Origin of the sequence: Pseudomonas sp. ANT_J12, assembly GCF_008370045.1 — a bacterium.
Classification (GTDB): domain Bacteria; phylum Pseudomonadota; class Gammaproteobacteria; order Pseudomonadales; family Pseudomonadaceae; genus Aquipseudomonas.
Map to the genome: position 1 here is coordinate 845470 of NZ_VOBN01000001.1, position 18285 is coordinate 863754.

Genomic DNA, 18285 nt, shown 5'->3' on the forward strand with positions numbered 1-18285 from the left:
CAACACTCAAAAAGGCTGCAGGCATAGCCCGCCGAAAAATAGCCGGGAATTGTACCTGATCCACGGCGCAAGCGTCACGTTCGCAGGTCAGACGGCGAATACAAAAACGCCCCGGTCTTGCGACAGGGGCGTTTTCAGTGAACGGCAAAATCAGGAAACCCCCTGAATCAACCGGCCCGACGCAACAACCAGACCCCGGCCAAACCACAGACTCCGGCCGGCACCAGCACCGCAAACAGCGGCGAGAAACCGAACACCAGGCTCGAAGGCCCGAGCAGGTCCTGGACGATACGGAAGGTGAAGCCCACCAGCACACCGGTAAACACCCGCTGACCAAGGGTCACCGAACGCAGCGGACCGAAGATGAAGGAAATCGCCATCAGCACCAGCGCGGCGGTGACCAGCGGCTGCAACACCTTGACCCAAAATGCCAGCCAGTAACGACCGTTGGCCAGGCCCTGGTCGGCCAGGTAGTGGATGTAACCCCACAAACCGCTGATCGACAGCGACTCGGGCGCCATGACCACGGTGCTGAGCAATTGCGGGCTCAGGGCCACTTCCCAGCGCTCGACCGGCGTGCTGACCACTTCAGTATTCTTTTCATGGAACAGCGTGGTCGTCACTTCGCTCAGTTGCCAATGGTCCTTGTCGAACTCCGCACGCTTGGCGAAGCTCGCCGACAACATGTGGCGCTCTTTGTCGAAGTGATAACGGGTCACGCCATACAGCAGGCCATTGGGCTGCACGGAGTTGACATGAATGAACTCGTCACCCTGGCGATGCCACAGGCCGTGCTTGGCGCTTTGCGCATCACCACTGCCCTGGGCCAGGGAACGGTTGGCCTGGGCGGTGACCTCGGTGGCCGGCGCGACGTACTCGCCAATCAACACGCCCACCACCATCAGGACCAGCATCGGCTTCATGACCGCCCACACGATCCGCCCGATCGACACGCCAGCGGCGCGCATGATGGTCAGTTCGCTGTTGCTGGCCAGACTGCCGAGGCCGATCAGGCAACCGATCAGCGCCGCCATCGGCAACATGTCGTAAAGACGTCGCGGCGCGGTAAGCAGCACGTAGCTCAGGACGTCCAACAAGGTGTAGGTGTCCGTGGCGTCGCTCATTTCATCGATGAAGGCGAACAGGGTCGCCAGGCCGAGAATAATCCCCAGCACGGCCAGGATCGCCACGAAAACGCTGCTACCAATGTAGCGATCGAGCTTAACCACGAGCCACCTCCAGCGCATCGCGGCGACTCGCCAGTTTCAAGCGCATAGGCTCCCAGTAGAGCAAGACCAGGCCGATGGTCAGGAAGATCCCGTGCACCCACCACAAGCCCAGCGCCGGCGGAATCTTGCCCTTTTCGAGGGCGCCGCGAGCGGCAATCAGGATGGTCAGGTAAGCCATATAAAGAAGAATCGCCGGCAGCAGCTTGAGGAAACGGCCCTGGCGCGGGTTGACGCGCGACAGCGGCACCGCCATCAGGGTCACGATGAAGACCAGCAACGGCAGGGACAGGCGCCATTGAAGTTCGGTGCGCGAGCGAATGTCTTCGCTGCCCAGCAAGGAACTGGTGGTCATGGCGTCACGGTCGGTCACCTCGTCGCTGACGTCCGGCTTGGGCAGCAAAACACCGTACTCGTCGTACTTGATCTTGCGGTAGTCGGCCTGCCCCGGGTTACCGTCGTAGCGGTAGCCGTTGTCGAGAATCAGGTAGCGGTTGCCGTCAGGGCGGATTTCCTGACGGCCCTTTTCGGCCACCAGTACGGAAATCCCGCGATCTTTCTGATCCGAAGAAACGTTCTTCTGGGAAATGAATACGCCTCCCAGGTGGATACGATCGTCGGTCAGCGTTTCGGTGTAGGTCACCCGCGTACCGTCACGCAGCGCCTGGAAGCGACCCGGTTCCAGCGTATCGAACTCGGTCAGCGCGTCCTGCTTGTTCAGCAGCAACTGGAACTGGTTGGCCCCTTGCGGCGCCAGGCTCAGGCTCAGCCATGCAACCACCAGTGCCACCAGGGTCGCCGGAAACAGGGTGATACGAAACAAGCGCTGCTGACTCATGCCGGTGGCCGACAGCACGGTCATTTCGCTTTCCAGATACAGCCGGCCATACGACAACAGGATCCCGAGGAACAGCCCCAATGGCAGGATCAGCTGCAGGAAGCCCGGCAGACGAAAGCCCATGATCAGGAACAGTGAACCCGGGTCCAGTTGGCCCGAAGCCGCCTGCGCGAGGTATTTGATGAAGCGACCGCTCATGATGATGACCAGCAGCACGGCGCTGACGGCGCTCAAGGTCAACAGGACTTCGCGGGATAGATAACGGAAGACGATCAAACCAGACACTCCAGGGTTGTCAGGCTAAGGCGGCCAAACAAGCAAACGTATCAGACGGCCCGCAGGGCAGAGCCGCCGAAAAAAGATGGCGCATTATCCTGTGATTGGGTGCGCCTGTCACTGCGCATACTCAAGCACGTGCGCAAAGCACCGAAGATCGTACAACCGAGGGTTGTCAGGCGCCGGTAGCGAGGTTCAAACTGCGGCCTTTGTCGCGGGCCGTGACCTGCGTCTTTCTATTTATATAAGCAGGCGTTTGCGCACACCGTCGAACGCTGCGTGTTGACCATTAATTCAGGGACCCGGACATGGAACTGGTTGTAAAAAGCGTTAGCCCAGAAACGTTGAAAACCGCCACTCTGGTGGTCGCCGTCGGCGAAGGCCGTAAACTCGGTGCCGTCGCCAAGCAGCTCGACGAACTGAGCGGTGGCGCCATCAGCGCCGTACTCAAGCGCGGCGACCTGGCCGGTAAAGTCGGCCAGAGCCTGTTGCTGCACAGCCTGCCGAACCTCAAGGCCGAGCGTGTTTTGCTGGTGGGCGTAGGCAAGGACGAAGAACTGGGCGATCGCCCGTTCCGCAAAACCATCGCCGGCATCCTCAACACCCTCAAAGGCCTGGGCGGCAGCGATGCCGTGCTGGCACTGGACGAAGTCGTGGTCAAGGGCCGCGACAGCTACGGCAAGACGCGCCTGCTGGCGGAAACCCTGGTGGACGGCGAATACACCTTCGACCAGTTCAAGAGCCAGAAAGCCGAACCCCGCGCCCTGAAAAAAATCACCCTGGTGACCATCAAGGCCGCCCAGGCTGAAGTCGAGCGCGCCGTGGCCCACGCCACCGCGATCGCCAACGGCATGGCGTTCACCCGCACCCTGGGCAACTTGCCGCCGAACATCTGCCACCCGACGTTCCTCGGCGAACAAGCCAAGAACCTGGGCAAAGAATTCAAGAGCCTGAAAGTCGAAGTCCTCGATGAGAAGAAGATCAAGGACCTGGGCATGGGCTCGTTCTACGCCGTCGGCCAGGGCAGCGCCCAGCCGCCGCGCCTGATCGTGATGCAATACAACGGCGGCAAGAAATCCGAGAAGCCGTACGCCCTGGTCGGCAAAGGCATCACGTTCGACACCGGCGGCATCAGCCTCAAGCCTGGCTTGGGCATGGATGAGATGAAATACGACATGGGCGGCGCGGCCAGCGTGTTCGGCACCCTGCGTGCCGTGCTCGAACTGAAACTGCCGATCAACCTGGTGTGCATCCTGGCGTGCGCCGAGAACATGCCAAGCGGCAATGCTTCGCGCCCGGGCGACATCGTCACCACCATGAGCGGCCAGACCGTGGAAATCCTCAACACCGACGCCGAAGGCCGTCTGGTGCTGTGCGATGCCCTGACCTACTCCGAGCGCTTCAAGCCGCAGGCCGTGATCGACATCGCGACCCTGACCGGCGCTTGCGTGGTTGCACTGGGCGCCCACACTTCGGGCCTGCTGGGCAACAACGACGAGCTGATCGGCCAATTGCTGAGCGCGGGCAAGACTGCTGATGATCGCGCCTGGCAACTGCCGTTGTTCGATGAGTACCAAGAACAGCTGGACAGCCCTTTCGCCGACATCGCCAACATCGGTGGTCCGAAAGCCGGCACCATCACCGCTGCCTGCTTCCTGTCGCGCTTCACCAAGAACCTGAACTGGGCGCACCTGGACATCGCCGGCACCGCATGGACCAGCGGCGGCAAGGACAAGGGCGCCACTGGCCGTCCGGTTCCATTGCTGACCCAATACCTGCTGGACCGCGCCAAAGCCTGAAACCGATGACCCTGGGCGGCGTTGTTTTCGGACAACGCCGCTCATGGCTCAGGAACCGCAATGACCAAAGTCGACTTCTATATCCTGCCCAGCGCCGATCCTTCAGCGCGGCTGGACTTTGCCTGCAAGCTCACCGAAAAAGCCTGGCGCATGGGTCACCGCATCTACCTGCATTGCAGCGATACCGCCCAACGTGAAGATCTCGATGCGCGTCTGTGGGCGTTCAAAGGTGAAGCCTTCGTGCCCCACGGCCCCGCCGAAAGCGAACCGGACAGTTTGATTGTCCTCGGCCTTGGTGATGACTGCGGTGCGCATCAGGATTTGCTGGTCAATCTCGACCTGAAAGTCCCGGCCTTCGCCAACAAATTCGCCCGGGTGGCGGAAGTGGTGGTGGAAGATCCGACGATTCGCACGGCTGCGCGGGAGAGTTTCCGTTTCTACCGCGAACAGGGCTATCCTCTGCAAGATCACCGTTTACAGCGACTCTGAGCATTCCGATGGACACTCCAAAACCGCAGCAAAAGTCCGTGCACCTGCTGGATGACCTTGAGTCGATCCGCCAACTGCTCGGCGATGACAACCTGCAACCGCCCTTGCTGACCGACACGGTCAATGAAGACGAACAGGAACAGATTCCGATGCTGTTCGAGGCCGTAGGCGCCACGCCTGAAGCCGTCGAACTGCCCCCCGCTGCCGTCCAACCGGCAGCCGCTGCGAGCAAAGGCCCTGACGCCCTGCTGCACCTGGACAGCGAACTGCGCGCCGCCGCGCAATTGATCATGCAAGACGTGATCGACGACTTCGCTCCGCATATCGAAACCGAGATCAAGCGTCGGCTGGATGCGCGGATGGAGCGGCTGCTCGCCGCAGCTACAAGCGGTAAGCTTTAAGCTGCAAGCAAAGCAAAAGCCAAGCCGGCACACCCTTCTTGCAGCTTGTGGCTTGTAGCTTGCCGCTGTCCCCGAGGCTATACTCGTCGGCTTTTCCTGAATTGATGCCAATAGGGTCCCGCCGCGCATGGATAAGACCTACCAGCCGCACGCCATTGAAACTTCCTGGTACAACACCTGGGAGTCCGAGAACTACTTCGCCCCGCAAGGCGCGGGCGAGTCCTACACCATCATGATCCCGCCGCCGAACGTCACCGGCAGCCTGCACATGGGTCACGGCTTCAACAACGCGATCATGGACGCCCTGATCCGTTTCCGTCGCATGCAGGGTCGCAACACCCTGTGGCAGCCGGGCACCGACCACGCCGGTATCGCCACGCAAATGCTGGTGGAACGTCAACTCGAAGCCCAGGGCCAGAGCCGTCACGACCTCGGTCGCGAGAAATTCCTCGAGAAGATCTGGGAATGGAAGGATCAGTCCGGCGGCAACATCAGCCGTCAGATCCGCCGTCTCGGTTCGTCCGTGGACTGGAGCCGCGAGCGCTTCACGATGGACGACGGTCTCTCCGAGTCCGTAAAAGAAGCCTTCGTGCGCCTGCATGAAGACGGCCTGATCTATCGCGGCAAGCGCCTGGTCAACTGGGACACCAAGTTGCACACGGCGATTTCCGACCTTGAAGTGGAAAACCACGACGAGAAAGGTTTCCTGTGGAACCTGAAATACCCGCTGGCCGACGGCGCCAAGACCGCTGAAGGCAACGATTACCTGATCGTCGCGACCACTCGCCCGGAAACCATGCTCGGCGACGCCGCCGTCGCGGTGAACCCGAACGATGAACGCTACAAAGCCCTGATCGGCAAATTTGTCGAGCTGCCGCTGGTCGGCCGCCGCATCCCGATCATCGCCGACGATTACTGCGACCCTGAATTCGGCACCGGCTGCGTGAAAATCACCCCGGCCCACGATTTCAACGACTACGAAGTCGGCAAGCGCCACAACCTGCCGCTGCTGAACATCTTCGACAAGAACGCCGCCGTCCTGCCGGCCTGCCAGGTGTTCAACCTCGACGGCACGCTGAACGAAAGCATCGACGGCAAGATCCCGGCCGAATACGCCGGTCTCGACCGTTTCGAAGCCCGTAAGCAGATCGTTGCCGCCTTCGACGCCGCCGGCCTGCTGGTCAGCGTTGACGACCACGGCCTGAAAGTGCCGAAAGGCGACCGCTCCGGCACCATCATCGAGCCGTGGCTGACCGACCAGTGGTACGTGTCGACCAAACCATTGGCCGAGCCTGCTATTGCTGCCGTTGAAGACGGTCGCATCCAGTTCGTGCCCAAGCAATACGAAAACATGTACTTCTCGTGGATGCGCGACATCCAGGATTGGTGCATCAGCCGTCAGCTGTGGTGGGGTCACCGGATTCCGGCCTGGTACGACGAGTCGGGCAAAGTCTACGTCGGTCGCGACGAAGCCGAAGTGCGTGCCAAGCACAACCTCGGCCCGGACGTTGCGCTGCAACAGGACAACGATGTTCTGGACACCTGGTTCAGTTCCGGCCTGTGGACCTTCTCCACGCTGGGCTGGCCTGAGCAGACCGAATTCCTGAAGAAATTCCACTCCACCGACGTACTGGTCACCGGTTTCGACATCATTTTCTTCTGGGTTGCCCGGATGATCATGCTCACCATGCATTTGGTGAAGAACGAAGACGGCACGCCGCAAGTACCGTTCAAGACCGTGTACGTGCACGGCCTGGTGCGCGATGGCCAGGGACAGAAAATGTCCAAGTCCAAGGGCAACGTCCTGGACCCGCTGGACATCATCGACGGTATCGAGCTGGAAGAGCTGGTGCAGAAACGCACCTCCGGCATGATGCAGCCGAAACTGGCGAAGAAGATCGAGAAGCAGACCCGCGACGAGTTCGCCGACGGCATCGCCAGCTACGGCACCGACGCCCTGCGCTTTACCTTCTGCTCGCTGGCGTCCACCGGTCGCGACATCAAGTTCGACATGGGCCGCGTCGAAGGCTATCGCAACTTCTGCAACAAGATCTGGAACGCCGCGCGTTATGTTCTGGACAAGGGCGAAGACTGCGGCCAGAACGGCGAAGCCTACGAGCTGTCCCTGGCGGATCGCTGGATCATCTCGCAGCTGCAACGCACCGAAGCCGAAGTGACCCGTCAACTCGACCAGTTCCGCTTCGACCTGGCAGCACAAGCCTTGTACGAGTTCATCTGGAACCAGTATTGCGACTGGTACCTGGAACTGTCCAAGCCTGTGCTGTGGGACGAAAACGCTCCGGTTGAACGCCAGCGCGGCACCCGTCGCACCCTGGTTCGGGTGCTGGAAGTCGCGTTGCGCCTGGCGCACCCGTTCATGCCGTTCATCACCGAAGAAATCTGGCAGCGCATTGCGCCGCTGGCCGGTATCGAAGGCAAGACGATCATGCTGCAACCTTGGCCCGTGGCCAATGAAGCGCGCATCGATCAGGGCGCCGAAGACGATATCGAGTGGCTGAAAACGCTGATGCTCGGCACGCGCAACATTCGCGCCGAGATGAACATCGGGCCGGGCAAGCCGCTGAACCTGTTCCTGAAGAACGTCAGCGCCGAAGACCAGCGTCGTCTCACCGAGAACGAAGCCTTGCTGAAGAAGCTGGCCCGCCTCGAATCGATCACGGTGTTGGCCGCCGGCGAAGAAGCACCGCTGTCCGCCACTGCACTGGTGGGCGAGATGGAAGTGCTGGTGCCGATGGCCGGCCTGATCGACAAGGACGCCGAACTGGCACGCCTGGATAAAGAAATTCTGCGTTTGCAGGGCGAAGTCCAGCGCGTCGGCGGCAAGCTGTCCAACGCCGGCTTCGTCGACAAGGCCCCGGCCGAAGTCATCGAGAAAGAACGGGCCAAACTGGCCGAAGCTGAACAGGCTTTGGGCAAATTGGCCGAGCAACATGCGCGGATTGCCAGCCTGTAACGGCAACTCGCAATGAAAGAGGGAGGCCCGCAACGGCCTCCCTTTTTTGTGCTCCCGACTTTTTTGCTAGCTGTAGGAGCGAGGCTTGCCCGCGAAAGCGATCTGCCTGTCGCCATTGATGTCGGATGTGACGGCCTCTTCGCGGGCAAGCCTTGCTCCTACAGGATCCCCGCGCGACCATCGTCTGTGGGACAATGCCCCCCACTTTCAGCCATACCCGAATCGATCACACCCATGAACGCCCCTCGCACTCCCCGCCCTGCGCGCAAGAAGCCTGACTCCGCCACCCCGGCCAACGCCGTGGAACCCCGTCCGAAGGCCAGCCTGCACCCGCGCAATCGCCACCAGGGTCGCTATGACTTCCCGGAGCTGATCAAGAGCACGCCGGAACTGGCGAAGTTCGTGATCCTCAACCCGTACGGCAAGGAAAGCATCGACTTCGCCAGCCCCGACGCGGTGCGGGTGTTCAACCGGGCACTGCTCAAGTCGTTCTACGGCGTGGCCCACTGGGACATCCCGGCCGATTACCTGTGCCCGCCGGTTCCGGGGCGTGCCGACTACGTGCACTTCCTGGCCGACCTGCTGGCCAGCGTCAACGACGGTGAAATCCCGCGCGGCGCGCCGGTCAAAGTGCTCGATATCGGCATGGGTGCCAACTGCGTCTACCCGCTGATCGGCTACAGCGACTACCGCTGGCACTTCCTCGGTTCGGAAATCGACCCGACTGCCGTGGCCGCCGCCAAAGCCATCGTCCAGTCCAACGGGCTGAACAAAGCCATTCAACTGCGTTTGCAAAGCAATCCCAAGCACATCCTGCTCGGCTTGCTGGAGCCCGGCGAACGTTTTGACCTGACCATGTGCAACCCGCCGTTCCACGCCTCGATGGACGAAGCGACCAAGGGCAGCGAACGCAAATGGCGCGCCCTGGGCCGTGCCGACCCGAAACGCAAACTGCCGGTGCTGAACTTCGGCGGGCAATCGGCGGAATTGTGGTGTGAAGGGGGCGAGGCACGTTTTGTGACGCAACTGATCGCCGAGAGCGCGAGCTTCCAGCACAAAGTGCTGTGGTTCAGCACCCTGGTATCGAAAGCCTCGAACCTGCCCGCCATCCAGACCGCTCTGAAAAAAGCTGGCGTGCTGGAAAGCCAGGTCGTGGAAATGTCCCAGGGCCAGAAGCAAAGCCGCTTTGTGGCCTGGACCTTCCAGACCCAGTCCGAGCAACAGGTCTGGCGCGAGCGCTGGGCCCGCAAGTAAACACCTGAAACAGCGATTGGCCTGGGGTCAATCGCTGAATCGCAGGCACAAAAAAGCCGCGCCCGGATCACTCCGGAGCGCGGCTTTTTTTACTGCGTCTTACTTGTTAACAGCGTCGGTCAGGCCTTTGGCCACAACCAGCTTGATAACTTTCTTGGCAGCGATTTCGATGGCAGCGCCAGTCGAAGGGTTACGGCCGGTACGGGCAGGACGCTCGGTCACTTTCAGTTTGCCGATACCTGGCAGAGTGATTTCGCCGCCGTTTTCCAGCTGATCGGCAACGATTTGGCCCAGTTGGTCCAGAGCGTTACGCGCGGTGGTTTTTGGCGCGTCGATAGCTTCAGCGATGTCGGCGATCAGTTGGTCTTTAGTAAGAGCCATGTAGTGTTCCTTCCCTATCAAATTCATATGGATTGCAGAGTGCAGTGTCAGCCATCGAGCCCGATCTTCTGGATCTGGCACCCTCGGCCATAACCGCGACGAGTCGGGGTAATAGATACCGAAATCAGGGTTTGGTTCGACCTGACAAATGCTGAATGCACGCTTAACGCAGTGACTTCGCGTAAGACCGGGCAAAACTAGCACAGAGACGGGGAAATATCCGCCTCTAGCTACCCATTTGGTCAGCTTTATTGCTCTAAACCGTTAAAAAAACGCATAAGGGCCGCTCTACGTTCGGGATTTCCCCTTCGAGCCGCGCCAAAACCAGTGGTTGCGGTACACTTGGCACTTTTTGGGGGAGCACGCCCTCCTCTCTTCAATCAGCCGAGAAGCCCATGCCGATCCGCCATTGCATCGTCCACCTGATCGACAAAAAACCCGACGGCACCCCCGCAGTTCTTCACGCTCGCGACTCCGAACTGGCGGAGTCCACGGCCATCGAGAACATGCTCGCCGACCTCAACGAGAGCTACAACGCCAAACAAGGCAAGGCCTGGGGTTTCTTCCATGCCGAGTCCGGGGCGCATCCGTTCAGCGGCTGGCTGAAGGAGTACCTCGACGGCGGCAAGGATTTCACGGCGTTCAGCCGGGTGGCGGTGGAACACCTGCAAAAGCTGATGGAAGAATCGAACCTGTCAGTGGGCGGCCACGTGCTGTTTGCGCACTACCAGCAAGGCATGACCGACTACCTGGCCATCGCCCTGCTGCACCACAGTGAAGGCGTGGCGGTGACGGAAGAGCTGGACGTGACCGCGTCTCGTCACCTGGACCTGGGCCAGTTGCACCTCGCGGCGCGAATCAACATCTCCGAGTGGCAGAACAACAAGCAGTCCAAGCAATACATTTCGTTCATCAAAGGCAAGAACGGGAAAAAGGTTTCGGAGTATTTCCGCGACTTCATCGGCTGCCAGGAAGGCGTCGACGGCCCGGGCGAAACCCGCACCTTGCTCAAAGCCTTCAGCGACTTCGTTGAAAGCGAAGATCTGCCGGAAGAATCCGCCCGCGAGAAAACCAAAACCCTGGTGGATTACGCCAGCAGCCAGGCCAAGCTCGGCGAGCCGATGGGCCTGGAAGAACTCTCGGAGCTGATCGACGAAGAACGCCCGAAAGCCTTCTACGATCACATCCGCAACAAGGATTACGGTTTGTCCCCGGAGATTCCGGCGGATAAACGTACCCTGAACCAGTTCCGCCGCTTCACCGGGCGCGCTGAAGGCTTGTCCATCAGCTTCGAAGCACACCTGCTGGGCTCGAAGATCGAATACGACGAAGAAGCCGGCACGCTGATCATCAAGGGCTTGCCGACCCAGCTGACTGATCAGTTGAAGCGACGCAACTGATGCTCAACGGCATCCTGAAGAAATTCCTGCTGATCCTGCTGGTGGTCGTGGTTTACCAGAACTGGGGCAAGATCGAGCGCTATATCCACCCGGCGCAGGTGGTGTCCGAGCAGACCCAGGCCAAGGCCAACGTCGTGCTCTACGCCACCGACTGGTGCGGCTACTGCAAACTGACTCGACGCTTTCTGGATCAGAAAGGCATTCCGTACAAGGAATTCGATATCGAGAAGGACGCCGAGGCGCGCAAGGCGTATGAAGCGTTGGGTGGGCGCGGGATACCGTTGATCGATGTGAACGGGACGTTGATTCGCGGGTATGACCCGGATGAGATCCTCGCTGCATTGAAATAACCGATTGCCTCACACAAAACCCGTGTAGGAGCGAGGCTTGCCCGCGAAGGCGTCCTCACTGACGCTAAAAGCTTCGCGGGCAAGCCTCGCTCCTACAGGGTTCAGGGTTTTTCGATGCGGAAGCCAAACCGCGGAAAGTGCACATGCACCACGCCCGCCCGCTCGTCTTCCCGACGCACAATCAATTCCTCACGCCCCGCAAACACCAGCTCACCCGTCACCGGATCACAACCGTAGTCCGTGGCGGCAATCACCACCTGCTGGCCCGCCTCAAAGCCGTTAGGCTCCTCGAACGCCTCATCCGGCAACGCAGCGGGCGTGGCATTGCGCGACACCTCCAGCGCCTCCTCGGCCGTCATCTCGCTGAACGCACCATGACCGAACCCCATCACCCGACCAAACCACGCCAAAACCGCCGGATAAGCATCGACCAACGGTGAAGTGACCGGCGTTGCCTTGAGGAACCACAGGCAATGAGCCAGCGAAAAATCGGCGATCGAAGGCTCGCCGAACAGGAAGTCGCCCTCCTCGCGCTGAAGCTGCAATTCGAGACGCCCCATAATCGTCGGCCACTGATGCCGCGCCTGTTCCGCCGACAATTTCGTCGAGCTGCCGCCGCTGAACAACCCGGCGCGATCGGCCAGGAACGCCTTGATCGCTTCCGGCGGCAATTTGCCAAAGCGCACCGCCACCGATTCTGGCTGGAACACCAGGCTCACCGCGTGCTGGAACACCACCGAATCGACCCAGGCCGCGAAGCTCGCGACGATCATTTCCTGACCTTCCGGGAAAAACGCCGGCAGGGCCTTTTCCTGCTCCAGGCGACGGGCGATCAGAGCGGTGTCGCAATAAATATCGGCGCCGATCTGCAACACCGGGGTCTTGCGGTAGCCGCCCGTCAGCGCGGTCAATTCAGGTTTTGGCATCACCGGCGAGATCTTCACCGAACGCCACGACAACCCTTTGAAGCCCAGCAGAAGACGGGCCTTTTCGGCGAAGGGGGACGTCGGGTAATTGTGAAGGATCAACTCTGACATGCTCGGCTCCGCCGCTCGGATAAGGAGTCCGCAGCTTAGCGCGCAATCGGGAAGCGGCCTACAGATCCGCCTGATGGGAACTTATCAGTCAGATTGATAAGTCAGCACCAGGCATTCCTTGGCGCTTTTCTTGAGTTTTTTGATCAACCGTTCCTGACGCAGCGCTTCGCTTTTGTCGCGGCAGATTTCGGTATAAACCAACGCCATGGCCGGGCTGGACAGGAAGAACCGCGCGCCCTTGCCGCTCTGGTGCTTGGCAAAGCGGCGCACCGGGTCGTCGCTGATCCCGCAATACAACGAACCATTGGCCGCGCGCACGAGGTAAACGAACCAGGGCTTGCTGGCGGGCACCGGTTCGACGGCAATGACGGGGGATTCGCTGAGGGTGTTCACGTGGCGATCATGGCTTGCAGGGAAACAAGCCGCGATCTTATCAGCGACTGGCCTGGAATGCCTTCAGCCCCTTCAACGCCTGGGCGCGCACGGCGTTGCGCACCAGCGGCGTCCAGCCCAGCAACAGGCCTTTGGTGCCCAGCGCCTGGCGGGACCAACGCCACAGGTCGAAGCTGTCGTGATGTTCGCAGATCTTGCCGTCGCGAAACACGAAACGCGCCTGGATGTCGTTGATCACAACGTTGCCGGTCTGGCTGAACAGGTAGGTCGCAACCCAATGGGCGCCGCCGGTGCGCTCGTCGCTGCGCACGTTGTCGAAGGTCAGGGAAAAGTCCTTGGCCCGGGTCGTGAGCATGCGCCACATGTCGCCGGCATCGCGGCCGCGCAACTCGCCGAACGCTGGATCGCTGAACACCACGTCGTCGGTGTAGCAGGCCGCCATGGCTTCGGCATCCAGCCGCTGAAAAGCCTGGTAGAAGCGGGTGATCAGGGCGTTATGGGCGTCACTCATGGGCTGGCTCCGAACCGTCGAAAGATTGCCAGCACGATAGTCTGCAAATGCCCGCAAGACCACCGGCATTCGTGGGCCGAATGCCAGTAGTGCGGGGATTCACACTTTTTCGCTGTTCACCTGCACGTACAGCGAACGTCCGGCGCCAAGGCCGGCGATGATCGCGCCCAGGCCAATGATGCCGAAGATCCAGCCCAACGCATTCCAGCCACCGGTCCAGTCGTGGACGATGCCGACCGCGAATGGCCCCATGGACGCCAGGGTGTAACCGATCCCTTGGGCCATGCTCGACAGGTTGGCGGCGACGTGGGAATCCCGCGAGCGCAGCACGATCAGAGTCAGCGCCAGGCTGAACGTCCCGCCCTGCCCCAGGCCGAGCAGGATCGCCCAGCCCCACAGGCCTTCGATCGGCGCATACAGGCAGCCGAACAAGCCGCCGAGGGTCAGCAACATCACGATAACAATCGCCAGGCGCTGATCCTTGCCGCGCGTGGCCAGCCAAGGCGCGGCCAGGGAGCTGGCCAATTGGACAATCACCGACCCTGAAAGCACGAGACCGGCCTGGGTCGGCGTCAGCCCACGGCCGATCAGGATCGACGGCAACCAGCCGAACACGATGTAGGCCAGGGACGATTGCAGCCCCATGTACAACGTCACTTGCCAGGCCAACGGGTCGCGCAGCAGACCACGAACGCGATAGGCGACGTTATGCGAACCGTGCTTCTGCCCCACTTGCGGCAACCAGAAAATCGCCGCCACCAGCGCCGGCACCACCCAGAAGCCCAGGCCCAGAGCCCAACTCTTGTCGAAATGCTCGCTCAACGGCACGGTCGCCCCCGCCGCCATCGCCGCGCCCAGGCACAGGGCCATGGTGTAGACGCCGGTCATGGTGCCGGCTTGTTTCGGGAAGTCGCGCTTGACGATCCCCGGCAGCAACACGCCAATCACGCCGATGCTGGCCCCGGCCAGCACACTGCCGGCGAACAGGCCGATTTCACCGAAGGAGCTACGCAGGATGATCCCGCCAGCCAGCACCAACAGAATCCCCAGCACCACCCGCTCGGCACCGAAACGCCGGGCCAGGATCGGCGCCAGCGGTGCGAACAGGCCCAGGCAAAGCACCGGCAACGTGGTCAGCAAACCGGCTTCGGCCGCGGATAAGCCGAGGGTCTTCGACACCTCGCTGAGCATCGGCGCCATGCTCGACAGCGCCGGACGCAAGTTCAGCGCCACCAGGATCAGCCCCAGCAGCAACAGCCACGGTCGTCGCAGGATCGGGTGACTGTGCTGGACCTGCTCGTCATCGGCCTCGGCATCGATCAACAGCTCTTCGAGCTCCGCCGTGCGCTTGGGTTGCGGGATGTTGCTGTGATTGGCAGACATGGGGTTCTCGGTTTCAAGGTTCATTGATCAACTGCCTCGACAGGGCTTTGGCCCGCTCCGGGTCACGTTGTTCGACGGCCTCCAGCAGTTCGATATGCAGATCGAACACCTCTTGGCGTCGCGGGGAAATGTTCAGGGTCTTGCGCAGTTGGTCGCCGACGATGCTGGAGAAGTAGCGATACAACTCGCTGAGGGTGGGGTTGTGCGCGGCGTCCACCAAGCGGCGGTGGAACACCAGGTCGCAGGCGATGTAGCTGTCGAGATCGCCGTGATAGTGACTGCCGCTGACGCCCAATGCTTCGTGCAGTGCCGCCAGATCTTCGTCAGTGCGGCGCAACGCCGCCAGGCCAATGGCCTCGACTTCCAGAATGTGCCGGGTTTCCCGCGCCTGTTCGTGGGTGCATTGCGACAACGCCTTCATGGTGTCCATCGGATCGATCACCGCCCGCAGGTAACTGCCGTCGCCCTGGCGGATCTCGATCAACCCGGAAAACGCCAACACGCGCATGGCTTCGCGCACGGTGTTGCGGCTGATGCCCAGCTCGGCGGACAGCTCAGGTTCAGTGGGCAGACGCTGGCCGACGGTCCAGATGCCTTGGGTGATGCGCAGGCGTAATTGATCCAGGGCCTGATCGACCAGGGATCGCTTAATGAGTGGAGAAATGTCTGACATAGGATTCGCCCTTTCATCCAATCATAGGATGAATTTTCCGACATGTTAGTCAGCTCCGTGTAGGACGGCAACCGCCTACGGTCAGAGGGAGGGAAATGGAGCGGGATTTTCGATTAGTCAAAATTACCCTTTAAGGGTAATTTCAGGCATAGGGTTTACGGTTTCTTATGGAGAAGAACACACCCCATTACGACTTGGCGGTGATCAAGTCGGACGTGCTGCGGCTTAGGGTATCTGCCTTTACGAGCGCGGCAAAAACAAGCGCCAGGAGGTTGGGCTTGAGCTTTACAGAGATGCAGGAGGTCATCCTCAAGCTGCAGCGCAATATGTTGTACAAATCGATGATCACCTGTGCCAACCACCGAGTCTGGCAAGACGTTTACCACATCAATTCACATGACCTGGAGATTTACATCAAGGTGACTTACCGCCCCGGCGGTGGCCCTCCGGCAATCTCCTTCAAGGAGAATAACCTATGAAAACCCAGCAGTGTTTCAGCTGTGGCGCCCCTGAAGGAATGACCCATTTCCAAGGTCGCGGCGAAACCTTGAGTGTCAAAGGCATGGAGCGCCGGATTGATGATTTATCCGGTTGGGAATGCCAGATGTGCGGCGAAGTCGAATTTGACCCCAACTGCGCGGAGCGTCATTCAAACGCAGGTGACGAACTGGTCATTGCTGGCAGGCAAATGATCGGCGCGGAGATGAAGCGCATCCGCCGCAAGCTGCACCTCTCACAAAAAGACGCGGTGCTGCTGTTGTCCGGTGGCGGGCACAACGCGTTTTCCCGGTATGAACGTGGCGAGGTACTTCCGCCAAAAGCGCTGGTACTGTTGATGCGCTTGCTGGACCGGTATCCCTATCTGCTCGCCGATGCGCATGTCTTGGGTGAGGGCGCGGATTTACGGGGCTTCAGAGAAATCGTGCACAAAGAGCACGAGACGATCACCGTTTCCTGAACGTGAACGCCAGACAAAAATAAACCCGGAACAGGTCCGGGTTTATTTCAATGCCTGACATCGATCAATGCAGAATCTGACTCAGGAACAACTTGGTCCGATCGTTCTGCGGATTATCGAAGAAGTCATTCGGCGCCGCCTGTTCAACGATCTCGCCCTTGTCCATGAAGATCACGCGGTTGGCCACGGTGCGGGCGAAGCCCATTTCGTGGGTTACGCAGAGCATGGTCATGCCGTCTTCAGCCAGGCCGATCATGGTGTCCAGAACCTCTTTCACCATCTCGGGGTCGAGTGCCGACGTCGGTTCATCGAACAGCATGATTTTCGGTTTCATGCACAGGGCACGGGCAATCGCCACACGCTGTTGCTGACCGCCGGACAGTTGACCCGGGAATTTATGCGCCTGCTCTGGAATGCGTACGCGCTCCAGATAATGCATGGCGATTTCTTCGGCCTTGCGTTTCGGCATCTTGCGCACCCACATCGGGGCCAGGGTGCAGTTCTGCAGGATGGTCAGGTGCGGAAACAGGTTGAAGTGCTGGAACACCATGCCGACTTCACGGCGGATCGCTTCGATCTGCTTGAGGTCGTTGGTCAGTTCCACGCCATCGACCACGATGCGGCCCTGCTGGTGTTCTTCCAGGCGATTGAGGCAACGGATGGTGGTGGATTTGCCGGAACCCGACGGGCCGCACAGGACGATACGCTCGCCCTGCTTGACGTTCAGGTTGATGTCTTTCAACACGTGGAACTGGCCGTACCACTTGTTCACGCCCTGCATCTGAATAATGCCTTCAGGGCTCACAGGCTGTTTGATCGCTTCACTCATGACAAAACTCCTAACGCTTGTGGCCAGTGTCCAGCTTACGTTCCAAATGCATGGAGTAGCGGGACATACCAAAACAGAAAATCCAGAACACCAGGGCCGCGAACACATAGCCTTCAGTGGCCATGCCCAACCATTTCGGGTCGGCGGCGGCTTGCTTGACGCTGTTGAGCAGGTCGAACAGGCCAATGATGATCACCAGGCTTGTGTCCTTGAACAGCGCAATGAAGGTGTTGACGATGCCAGGGATTACCAGCTTCAGGGCTTGAGGCAGAATCACCAGGCCCATACTGCGCCAGTAACCGAGGCCCATCGCTGCGGCCGCTTCGTACTGACCTTTGGGGATCGCTTGCAGACCGCCGCGCACCACTTCGGCCACGTAGGCCGACTGGAACAGGATCACGCCGATCAGGGCCCGCAGCAGTTTGTCGAAGTTCATGCCTTCGGGCAGGAACAGCGGCAGCATCACCGAAGACATGAACAGCACCGTGATCAACGGCACGCCGCGCCAGAATTCGATGAAGGTCACGCAGACCACCCGAATCGCCGGCATGTTCGAACGTCGACCCAGCGCCAGGACGATCCCCAGCGGCAACGCACCGGCGATACCGACGGTAGCAATCACCAGGGTCAGCATCAGGCCGCCCCACTGGCTGGTCGCCACGTTGGTCATGCCGAACAGGCCGCCATGCAACAGGAAGAAGGCAATGATCGGGTACGCCACCAGGAAGCTCAGCCCGTACACCGCTTTACGGTGAAAGCGCGAGATGAACAACGGTGCCACGCCGATGACCGCCAGCCACACGGTCAGGTCCACGCGCCAGCGCAGGTCCACCGGGTAGTAGCCGTACATGAACTGGCCGAAACGCTGTTGGATGAACACCCAGCAGGCGCCTTCCTTGGTGCAGTCGGCGCGAGTGGTGCCGACCCAGTTGGCGTCGAGGATGGCCCAGTCCAGGATCGGTGGGACGATCAGGTAGATCAGGTAGAACGCGAACAGGGTCAGCAGGGTGTTGATCCAGCTGGAGAACATGTTGGCGCGCATCCACGCCACCACGCCGATGCTGCTGCTCGGTGGTGGCATGTCAGGCTTGAAAGTATGAGTACTCATGCGCT

General features: G+C 60.4%; 19 protein-coding genes. 9 read left to right on the forward strand and 10 right to left on the reverse strand.

Annotation, left to right across the window (positions count from 1 at the left end):
* Positions 1-167 precede the first annotated feature (167 nt).
* Both lptG and lptF read right to left on the reverse strand, forming a co-directional pair.
* Positions 168-1229 carry an LPS export ABC transporter permease LptG gene (gene lptG, locus FQ192_RS04115; RefSeq protein ID WP_149657466.1) on the reverse strand — a complete coding sequence of 354 codons (1062 nt, stop codon included), beginning with the start codon at positions 1227-1229 and terminating at the stop codon, positions 168-170.
* Positions 1222-2340, reverse strand: coding sequence for an LPS export ABC transporter permease LptF (lptF, locus tag FQ192_RS04120; RefSeq protein ID WP_149657467.1), 1119 nt, complete (start codon positions 2338-2340; stop codon positions 1222-1224). The genes lptG and lptF overlap by 8 nt, the downstream gene beginning before the upstream one ends.
* Before the next feature lie 308 nt (positions 2341-2648).
* Between lptF and FQ192_RS04125 the strand changes: the two genes are divergently transcribed.
* The 5 genes from FQ192_RS04125 (at position 2649) to rlmF (ending at position 9257) form a co-directional block, all read left to right on the forward strand.
* Positions 2649-4139: a leucyl aminopeptidase gene (locus FQ192_RS04125; protein ID WP_149657468.1), complete on the forward strand. Its 1491-nt coding sequence runs from the start codon at positions 2649-2651 to the stop codon at positions 4137-4139.
* Positions 4140-4199: 60 nt separating this feature from the next.
* Entirely contained in the window at positions 4200-4628 is a 429-nt protein-coding gene (locus FQ192_RS04130) for a DNA polymerase III subunit chi (protein WP_149657469.1), read from the forward strand.
* Between the two features lie 8 nt (positions 4629-4636).
* A complete protein-coding gene (locus FQ192_RS04135; protein ID WP_149657470.1) occupies positions 4637-5029 on the forward strand; it encodes a DNA polymerase III subunit chi in 393 nt (130 codons plus the stop codon).
* Between the two features lie 127 nt (positions 5030-5156).
* Positions 5157-8003: a valine--tRNA ligase gene (locus FQ192_RS04140; protein ID WP_149657471.1), complete on the forward strand. Its 2847-nt coding sequence runs from the start codon at positions 5157-5159 to the stop codon at positions 8001-8003.
* 234 nt (positions 8004-8237) lie between these two features.
* On the forward strand, positions 8238-9257 hold the full coding sequence (gene rlmF / locus FQ192_RS04145) for a 23S rRNA (adenine(1618)-N(6))-methyltransferase RlmF (protein ID WP_149657472.1): 1020 nt from the start codon (positions 8238-8240) through the stop codon (positions 9255-9257).
* Positions 9258-9356: 99 nt separating this feature from the next.
* On the opposite strand, the gene FQ192_RS04150 is transcribed toward rlmF, so the two are convergent.
* On the reverse strand, positions 9357-9638 hold the full coding sequence (locus FQ192_RS04150; RefSeq protein WP_007905514.1) for an HU family DNA-binding protein: 282 nt from the start codon (positions 9636-9638) through the stop codon (positions 9357-9359).
* A 395-nt stretch (positions 9639-10033) separates the two neighbouring features.
* On the opposite strand from FQ192_RS04150, the gene yejK reads away from it, so the two are divergent.
* Positions 10034-11038, forward strand: coding sequence for a nucleoid-associated protein YejK (gene yejK, locus FQ192_RS04155; protein ID WP_149657473.1), 1005 nt, complete (start codon positions 10034-10036; stop codon positions 11036-11038).
* The gene (locus FQ192_RS04160) at positions 11038-11388 is read left to right on the forward strand and encodes a glutaredoxin family protein (RefSeq protein ID WP_149657474.1); all 351 of its coding nucleotides are present in this window, start codon (positions 11038-11040) and stop codon (positions 11386-11388) included. Before yejK ends, FQ192_RS04160 begins: the two co-directional genes overlap by 1 nt.
* 101 nt (positions 11389-11489) lie before the next feature.
* Here FQ192_RS04160 and FQ192_RS04165 read toward each other — a convergent pair whose 3' ends face one another.
* From FQ192_RS04165 to FQ192_RS04185, 5 genes are all read right to left on the reverse strand, one after another.
* A complete protein-coding gene (locus FQ192_RS04165) occupies positions 11490-12425 on the reverse strand; it encodes a glutathione S-transferase family protein (RefSeq protein WP_149657475.1) in 936 nt (311 codons plus the stop codon).
* An 84-nt stretch (positions 12426-12509) separates the two neighbouring features.
* Positions 12510-12818 (reverse strand): GIY-YIG nuclease family protein, encoded by a 309-nt coding sequence (locus FQ192_RS04170; protein WP_149657476.1) that lies wholly within the window; start codon positions 12816-12818, stop codon positions 12510-12512.
* A gap of 40 nt (positions 12819-12858) precedes the next feature.
* Positions 12859-13329, reverse strand: a complete 471-nt coding sequence (locus FQ192_RS04175; RefSeq protein WP_133837139.1) for a nuclear transport factor 2 family protein — start codon at positions 13327-13329, stop codon at positions 12859-12861.
* A 99-nt stretch (positions 13330-13428) separates the two neighbouring features.
* Entirely contained in the window at positions 13429-14736 is a 1308-nt protein-coding gene (locus tag FQ192_RS04180) for a CynX/NimT family MFS transporter (RefSeq protein WP_149657477.1), read from the reverse strand.
* On the reverse strand, positions 14726-15385 hold the full coding sequence (locus FQ192_RS04185; protein ID WP_149657478.1) for a FadR/GntR family transcriptional regulator: 660 nt from the start codon (positions 15383-15385) through the stop codon (positions 14726-14728). Before FQ192_RS04185 ends, FQ192_RS04180 begins: the two co-directional genes overlap by 11 nt.
* A gap of 167 nt (positions 15386-15552) precedes the next feature.
* Between FQ192_RS04185 and FQ192_RS04190 the strand changes: the two genes are divergently transcribed.
* The gene (locus FQ192_RS04190) at positions 15553-15864 is read left to right on the forward strand and encodes a type II toxin-antitoxin system MqsR family toxin (RefSeq protein WP_149657479.1); all 312 of its coding nucleotides are present in this window, start codon (positions 15553-15555) and stop codon (positions 15862-15864) included.
* Positions 15861-16343, forward strand: a complete 483-nt coding sequence (locus FQ192_RS04195) for a type II toxin-antitoxin system MqsA family antitoxin (RefSeq protein ID WP_149657480.1) — start codon at positions 15861-15863, stop codon at positions 16341-16343. Before FQ192_RS04190 ends, FQ192_RS04195 begins: the two co-directional genes overlap by 4 nt.
* A 64-nt stretch (positions 16344-16407) precedes the next feature.
* On the opposite strand, the gene FQ192_RS04200 is transcribed toward FQ192_RS04195, so the two are convergent.
* Both FQ192_RS04200 and FQ192_RS04205 read right to left on the reverse strand, forming a co-directional pair.
* Complete coding sequence (locus tag FQ192_RS04200) at positions 16408-17172, reverse strand: amino acid ABC transporter ATP-binding protein (protein WP_003171943.1); 765 nt, start codon at positions 17170-17172, stop codon at positions 16408-16410.
* A gap of 10 nt (positions 17173-17182) precedes the next feature.
* Positions 17183-18280 carry an amino acid ABC transporter permease gene (locus tag FQ192_RS04205; RefSeq protein WP_149657481.1) on the reverse strand — a complete coding sequence of 366 codons (1098 nt, stop codon included), beginning with the start codon at positions 18278-18280 and terminating at the stop codon, positions 17183-17185.
* Positions 18281-18285: the final 5 nt, after the last annotated feature.

Excerpts from the sequence above, each read along its gene's own strand:
- FQ192_RS04125 (WP_149657468.1), top strand. The coding sequence starts at position 2,649 with ATGGAACTGGTTGTAAAAAGCGTTAGCCCAGAAACGTTGAAAACCGCC.
- FQ192_RS04130 (WP_149657469.1), top strand. The coding sequence starts at position 4,200 with ATGACCAAAGTCGACTTCTATATCCTGCCCAGCGCCGATCCTTCAGCG.
- FQ192_RS04135 (WP_149657470.1), top strand. The coding sequence starts at position 4,637 with ATGGACACTCCAAAACCGCAGCAAAAGTCCGTGCACCTGCTGGATGAC.
- FQ192_RS04140 (WP_149657471.1), top strand. The coding sequence starts at position 5,157 with ATGGATAAGACCTACCAGCCGCACGCCATTGAAACTTCCTGGTACAAC.
- rlmF (WP_149657472.1), top strand. The coding sequence starts at position 8,238 with ATGAACGCCCCTCGCACTCCCCGCCCTGCGCGCAAGAAGCCTGACTCC.
- FQ192_RS04150 (WP_007905514.1), bottom strand. The coding sequence starts at position 9,638 with ATGGCTCTTACTAAAGACCAACTGATCGCCGACATCGCTGAAGCTATC.
- yejK (WP_149657473.1), top strand. The coding sequence starts at position 10,034 with ATGCCGATCCGCCATTGCATCGTCCACCTGATCGACAAAAAACCCGAC.
- FQ192_RS04160 (WP_149657474.1), top strand. The coding sequence starts at position 11,038 with ATGCTCAACGGCATCCTGAAGAAATTCCTGCTGATCCTGCTGGTGGTC.
- FQ192_RS04165 (WP_149657475.1), bottom strand. The coding sequence starts at position 12,425 with ATGTCAGAGTTGATCCTTCACAATTACCCGACGTCCCCCTTCGCCGAA.
- FQ192_RS04175 (WP_133837139.1), bottom strand. The coding sequence starts at position 13,329 with ATGAGTGACGCCCATAACGCCCTGATCACCCGCTTCTACCAGGCTTTT.
- FQ192_RS04180 (WP_149657477.1), bottom strand. The coding sequence starts at position 14,736 with ATGAACCTTGAAACCGAGAACCCCATGTCTGCCAATCACAGCAACATC.
- FQ192_RS04185 (WP_149657478.1), bottom strand. The coding sequence starts at position 15,385 with ATGTCAGACATTTCTCCACTCATTAAGCGATCCCTGGTCGATCAGGCC.
- FQ192_RS04190 (WP_149657479.1), top strand. The coding sequence starts at position 15,553 with ATGGAGAAGAACACACCCCATTACGACTTGGCGGTGATCAAGTCGGAC.
- FQ192_RS04195 (WP_149657480.1), top strand. The coding sequence starts at position 15,861 with ATGAAAACCCAGCAGTGTTTCAGCTGTGGCGCCCCTGAAGGAATGACC.
- FQ192_RS04200 (WP_003171943.1), bottom strand. The coding sequence starts at position 17,172 with ATGAGTGAAGCGATCAAACAGCCTGTGAGCCCTGAAGGCATTATTCAG.
- FQ192_RS04205 (WP_149657481.1), bottom strand. The coding sequence starts at position 18,280 with ATGAGTACTCATACTTTCAAGCCTGACATGCCACCACCGAGCAGCAGC.